6 protein-coding genes and 1 pseudogene are annotated in these 6,149 nt (G+C 72.7%); 5 read left to right on the forward strand and 2 right to left on the reverse strand.

Features of this window, described 5'->3' with window-relative positions; translation table 11 throughout:
- The 5 genes and pseudogenes from ACFV61_RS33475 to ACFV61_RS33495 all read left to right on the forward strand — a co-directional run.
- Positions 1-230, forward strand: a pseudogene (locus ACFV61_RS33475) (GNAT family N-acetyltransferase); the annotation flags it as partial.
- A complete protein-coding gene (locus tag ACFV61_RS33480; protein ID WP_363377527.1) occupies positions 227-739 on the forward strand; it encodes an HIT family protein in 513 nt (170 codons plus the stop codon). The pseudogene ACFV61_RS33475 and the gene ACFV61_RS33480, both read left to right, overlap by 4 nt.
- Positions 740-741: 2 nt before the next feature.
- On the forward strand, positions 742-1,254 hold the full coding sequence (locus ACFV61_RS33485; protein ID WP_363377526.1) for an NUDIX hydrolase: 513 nt from the start codon (positions 742-744) through the stop codon (positions 1,252-1,254).
- A gap of 40 nt (positions 1,255-1,294) precedes the next feature.
- Positions 1,295-3,136: an ATP-binding cassette domain-containing protein gene (locus tag ACFV61_RS33490; protein ID WP_380495821.1), complete on the forward strand. Its 1,842-nt coding sequence runs from the start codon at positions 1,295-1,297 to the stop codon at positions 3,134-3,136.
- Positions 3,137-3,379: 243 nt separating this feature from the next.
- Positions 3,380-3,736: a nucleotide pyrophosphohydrolase gene (locus ACFV61_RS33495; protein WP_380495823.1), complete on the forward strand. Its 357-nt coding sequence runs from the start codon at positions 3,380-3,382 to the stop codon at positions 3,734-3,736.
- Positions 3,737-3,852: 116 nt separating this feature from the next.
- On the opposite strand, the gene ACFV61_RS33500 is transcribed toward ACFV61_RS33495, so the two are convergent.
- Together ACFV61_RS33500 and ACFV61_RS33505 are read right to left on the reverse strand one after the other, a co-directional pair.
- On the reverse strand, positions 3,853-5,355 hold the full coding sequence (locus tag ACFV61_RS33500) for a hypothetical protein (RefSeq protein WP_380495825.1): 1,503 nt from the start codon (positions 5,353-5,355) through the stop codon (positions 3,853-3,855).
- A gap of 16 nt (positions 5,356-5,371) precedes the next feature.
- Positions 5,372-6,149: ATP-grasp domain-containing protein (locus ACFV61_RS33505; RefSeq protein WP_380495828.1), on the reverse strand; the 778-nt coding region annotated here is incomplete at its 5' end.

Raw genomic sequence — 6,149 nt, forward strand, 5'->3', positions numbered from 1 at the left:
GCGGCGGGGGGGCCGGGTTCCACCCGGGGGCCCCCGCCCCGGCCCCCCGACGGGGGGGGCACGCCCGCGCCGTCACCACCGCCCTGGTCCAGGCACTGCGGCACAGCGGCTGCGGATCGATCGAGCTGCGCGCCACCGAAACCGGAGCCCCGCTCTACCGCACCCTCGGATTCGACCCCGTCGACGGCTACATGGCGCTGCGCCCCGGCGCAGAAGGCTGGACGCGGTGACCGCCTTCGACCTCGACGCCTACAACGAGCGGGCCCGCAACGGCCCCTGCTTCATCTGCTCGATGCTCGCCGGTGAGCCCGGGTACGAACACCGGATCGTCCTGGACGACGGCGTGCACGTCGCCTTCCTCGACCGCTATCCCACCCTGCCCGGCAAGCTCCTGGTCGCCCCGCGCACCCACGTCGAGGACACCATCAGCGGCTTCACCGAGGACCAGTACCTCGCCCTGCAGTTGGTCGTGCACCGCGTGGCGACCGCGCTCGCCGCGACCGTCCCCACCGAGCGCCTCTACGTGCTGAGCCTGGGCAGCATGCAGGGCAACGCCCACGTCCACTGGCACATCGCCGCCCTACCGCCCGGTATCCCGTACGAGCAGCAGCAGTTCCACGCGCTGATGGCCGAGGGCTCGGGCGTCCTGCCCGACGACCCCGGCCGGGCCGAACGCCTCGCCGCCGACCTGCGCACCCGGCTCGGCCACCCCTGCCGTCACGACCAGCGAGGAGCCTGACCATGGTCTTCGTCCCGCCCGAGCGGTTCGTCCCCACCCTGCCGCACGGCATCTCCTATGCCGGCGTCTTCCTGACCGACCGCCACGACCGGCCGCTGCTGCTCACCTCCGTCCACCACCCGGGCGAATACCAGTACCCCGGCGGCCTCCTCGACGACGGCGAGGACCCGTGGACGTGCGCGCTGCGCGAGACCGCCGAGGAGATCGGCTTCGTCCCCGCCGCCCTCGACGACGCCCCCCGCCTCCTGATGCTCTCCTTCACCCCGCCGGAGCCGCCGTGGCCCTGGAAGATCGGCGTGACCTTCGACGGCGGCCGGCTCACCGACAAGGAGCTCGAACGCATCACCCCCGACCCCGCCGAGCACAGCGGTCACGCCGTCCGCACCGTCGAGGAGTGGGGGCGCATCGTCACCCCGCGCCGACTGCGCACGCTCCGCGCCTCACTCACCGCCCGCCGCACCGGCGTCGCCGAGTACCTCGTCTCCGAACCCCGCCGGCCGGGCGAACCCGGATGACGCCCCCGCCCCGCCTCAACCGCACCGTGGAGGAGAGCGCTTGAAGTCCCGTCCGTCCGAACCCGCGCCGTCCGAACCGCCGCCGGCCGAACCCGCGCCGTTCGAACCGCCGCCGTCCGAACCCCCGCCGACCGACCACGTCTCCGACAGTGAGCAGTTCCTGTTCGGCGGACGGCTGCTCCCCGACTGGGGGTTCACCTCCCATGAGCAGACCATGCTCAGGATCAGCTTCCTCACGGTCGCCCGCCAGATCCCCGGCATGCTCCGCACCGCCCTGCGCCTGGCCTGGCAGGCCGACCGGGTGGCCCTGGTGTCCATCGCCGTCGCCGAAACCGGACGGGCGCTGGCCGCCGCCTTCGGCCTGCTCGCCACCAACCGCGCCCTCGCCTCCCTGTTCGCCTCCGGCAGCACCGACCAACTGCTGCGCGCGGCCCTGCCGGCCGCCCTCGCCATCGGCGGCGCCTCCGCGCTGTCCGCGATCCTGGGCGTGGTCTCCTCCTGGGCGGGAGGCCGGCTGGAGCCCAAGACCGAGCGGGCCGCGACCGTCGCCTACCTGCGCCGCGCGGCCCGCGTGGAGCTGGCCGCGGTGGAGGACCCCGAGTTCAGCAGACTGCTGGAGTCCGCCAGGTACGGCACGGCGGCCGTGCGGCGCCTGATCGGCCAGAGCATCGCCGTCCTCACCGCCCTGCTCGGCATGGTGGCCGCCGGCGGCGTCCTGCTCACCCTCGACCCGGTGCTGCTGCCCATGCTGGTGCTCATCGCCGCGCCGAAGGGGTGGGGCGCGGTCCGCTCCGCCCGGCGCCGCTACGGCTCCGTGATGGCCTGGCTCCAGCACCACCGGGCCGCCAGTCTGCTCGCCCAGCTGCTCACCCAGCCGCACTCCGCGCCCGAGGTCCGCGTCCACGCCATCGGCCCGTTCATCCTGGGCCACTACATCGCGATGGCCGAGGCGTCCGAGCAGGAGCAGAACCGCCTCGCCCGCGCCACCGCGACCACCTCCCTGCTCGCCTCCGTCCTCTCCGGGCTGGCCGCCGCCGCGACCTTCGCCGTCCTGGGCTGGCTCGTCCACGACGGGCAGATGGCGCTCGCCGTCGCGGGCACCGCCGTCGTCGGCATCCGCACCGGCGCCGCCGACATCACCTCCCTCGTCGGCACCGTCAACAACCTGTACGAGGAGGCCCTGTTCGTCACCGACCTCGACCGCCTCCAGTGCGAGGCCGACCGGCGCGCCATCCCCGCCGGCGGCACCGACCTCCCGCACCGCCCCACGGCCATCACCCTGGAGGGGGTGACCTTCACCTACCCCGGCCGCACGAGCCCGACGCTGTCCGACATCACCCTGCGGATCCCGCGCGGGCAGGTCGTCGCCTTGGTCGGCGACAACGGCTCCGGCAAGTCGACGCTCGTCAAGATCCTCACCGGCCTCTACCTGCCCGATGCCGGCCGGATGCTGTGGGACGGCGTCGATGCCGCGACCGCCGACCGGGACCAGCTGTTCTCCTCCTCCGCCGTCCTCGAACAGGGCTTCCAGCAGTGGCCGCTCACCCTGCGGGCCAACGTCCTGATCGGCCGACCCGAACACGGCGACGACCCGGCCCTGCTCAAGCGCGCGGCCGACTACGCCGACCTGCACCCGATCATCGACGCCCAGGACAACGGCTGGGACACCCTCGCCGCCCGCGGCTTCAAGGGCGGCGTCCAGCTGTCCGGCGGCCAGTGGCAGCGCGTCGGCATGGCCCGCACCCACCACCGGGCCACCACCACCGGGCCCGGCGGACGCCCCACCCACCTCGTGATCGCCGACGAGCCCACCTCCGCCCTCGACGCGAAGTCCGAGATCGCCGCGTCACCCGCATCCGCGAACTCGCCGACCAGGGCCTGACCGTCATCCTGATCACCCACCGCCTCGCCGCCACCGCCGGCGCCGATCTCATCTACGTCCTGCGCGAGGGCCGGCTCACCGAACAGGGCACCCACGCGCAGCTGATGGCCGACCCGAACAGCGGCTACCGCTCCTCCTACCTCCTCCAGGCCCGCCAGTACGCCACCGAGATCCCCGACCAGCGGAACACGACCGCGCCCGCCGCCGATCCCGCCTGACCACGCACCCGAAACGGAGCAGCCGATGCCCACCTGGGACGAGATGTGCGCCGCCGCAGGCGAAGTCCGCGACCTCTACGACGAGATCAACCGGCGCAAGCTGGGCCGCACCTGGGGCCTGTCGGACTTCGTCCTCGGTTTCACCGGCGACGTCGGCGACCTCGCGAAGCTGGTCATGGCCCACCAGGGCCACCGCGCCGACGTGGCCGCGAGTGCCGGGGCGATCGGCCACGAGCTGTCCGACTGCCTGTTCTCGCTCATGGTCATCGCCCAGGAGACCGGTGTCGACCTCGCGGACCGGTTCACCACCGACATGGCCGCCCTCGCCGCCCGCCTCCGCCCCGATCATGCCGCGCCGATCAGCGGCCCGTGCTCCTTGTGACGACCCGGAGCCGGCGGACAGGCGGACAGGCGGGCGGCCGGACAGGTTTATCCGGTCGCGCTCGACGAGGTGGTCGAGGAGTGTGCCGGCGAAGGGCTCGGGGAGCGGGGGGCGGGTCAGAACCGGCTGCGGCGCAGGGCGTCGGTGAGCATGAGGGCCGGCAGCACCTGGTGCACCTGGCCCGTGTTGGCGTACGGGACGGCGCTGCCCTGCTGGGTGGCGAGGGTGTTCCAGGCCGCGAGGGGGAGGGAGGTGAGGGAGTTGCGGTCGTCCGGGGTGGCGGCGTCGAAGGGGGCGGGGCCTGGGGCGGTGACGCCGAGTTGGGTGAGCAGCGGGGAGAGCTGGGCGGGGTCGTTCTGGGTGTAGAGGCGGGCGGTCTTGGTGCCGGAGGTGCCGCGCCCGGCCCAGGCGGTGACCTGGGTCAGCGGGGCGAGGGTCTCGGAGACCAGGTCGGCGTGCGGGTCGAACAGGTAGACCTCCTGGAGGGTGTCCAGGTAGAGCGGGTGGGCCTGGTTGGCGGTGTTGCCGAGGAAGCAGGTGAGGGCCGCGTGGCCGCTGCTGAAGGAGGCCATGCCGAGGCGGCCGATCGGTCCGAACTGGAAGTTGCCGCTGCGCCGGAACATGAGGGCCTGGATCTCCGGAAGGTACTCCTGGAGGACGGTGGCGTCCGCGAACGACGAGATCTCGTCGCAGGGGTTGCCGGCGACCCGCATCAGCGGGAGCACGAGCACCACGTTCCGGGCGGCGCCGTCGATCTGGAGCGGGAGGCCCTTGGCGAAGGGGTTGGTGAGGAACGGGTCGCCGATGTACTGGAGGTAGTTGAGCAGACCGAAGAACTGGTAGTCCCAGCCGAAGGGGTAGGTGCTGCCGGTGGTCGGGTCGTGGCGGTCCCGGGGTTCGTTGTAGAAGGCCGGGGAGTTCTGGGCCATGCCCGGGTGGAAGTAGACGAGGAAGGGCGCGGGCGGTCCGCCTGGGTCCCTGGACACGCCGGAGGGCCAGTAGACGGCGACGAGTTGCGGTGCGTCGACGCCGGGGAGTCGGAGGACGACGGCCTCGCCGCCGGGGGTCACGCTGCGGGTCTCGACCTGGATCGCGCCGCCACTGATCGACGGCGAGGCGATGAAGGTGCTGTCCGTCACGCCCGGGGGCGGGGAGTAGGCCCCCGGCGGCAGCGCCACGCCGGGGGGGCGGACGCTCATGTCGCCGGGGGGTGGGGCGGGCGGGCTGCCCGGGTAGTCGCTGCCGGTCTGGGCCAGGCTGACGCGTGCCTGTTCGGTGACGTCGCGCAGCGGCGAGAAGTGGACCGTCAACTGGATCGTCTGGCCGGAGTCGGAGGACGTGACGGCGGGTGGCGGCCAGTTGCCGTCGGGTGGGAAGGTGGCCTGGACGGTGCCGGAGGAGTCGATGTCGAGGTGGGCGGTGGGCGTGCCGTACTTGGTCTGGTCGAGGGCGGCCGCCTGGATGTCGATCGACGCGTCGGTGTCCGGGATGTTGAAGATCGACTGGTCCAGGACCACGCTGTCCGGCCCGACCTGGTCACCGCCGTTCACGGCGATGGTGAAGTTGCACTGGGTGGTGGTCTGGCCGTGGATCTGGCCGGTGAGGACGAGCTGGGCCATCGGAGTCTCCTTCTCCTCAGTGCCGCGCGAGCGCGAGCGCGATGGCGTGGGCGATCGGCTGGCCGGTGTTGGCCTCGTAGTAGTTGAAGGCCGGGCAGGGGTTGACCTCGAAGCAGTAGACCTCGCCGTCGTCGGCCAGCATCAGGTCGATGCCGGCGAGTGCGAGCCCCAGTCGTGCCGCCAGGTGCAGGCAGCGCTCGGCGAGGTCGTCGGGGGGCTGCCAGGGCGAGAGTTCGGCCCGGCCGCCGTCGCTCCGGGCGTAGCGGTAGTCGACCCGGTCGGTCTCGATCCGGGTGGCGAACACCTCGCCGGCGACCGTGTGCACCCGGACGTTGGTGCCGGTGACGTAGCGCTGGAACTGCACCGGGCAGTAGCGGATGAGCGGCAGCCGGTCGAGGGCCTCCCGGTCGAGCGTCCGGACGATCGAGCGGACCCCGCTGATCGACTTGTAGACCAGTTCGCCGTGCCGCGCGTGGAACTCGTGGACGAGGTCCGGGTCGTTGGTCACCAGGGTCTCCGGAGCCCGGAATCCGGACTGCTGGATCAGCTGGGCCTGGTGGGGCTTCGACGTGTTGGACGCCATCGCGCTCTCCCGGTTCATCACGCAGCCGGGGGCGAGCTCCGCCCAGGTGCTCAGGGCCGTGTGCCAGGACCGGCACCTGCGTACCGTGTCCTCGCCCGCCTCGCGGACTTCGGGGAGTCTGCGCCATTCCATCAGCCGGAGGTAGATGCCGGTGACGGTGGCGCAGTCGATGGATCCGCCGTCGGACGGGTTGCGTCCCCGGTCGGCGGCG

It is taken from the genome of Kitasatospora sp. NPDC059817 (assembly GCF_042731835.1).
GTDB lineage: Bacteria > Actinomycetota > Actinomycetes > Streptomycetales > Streptomycetaceae > Kitasatospora.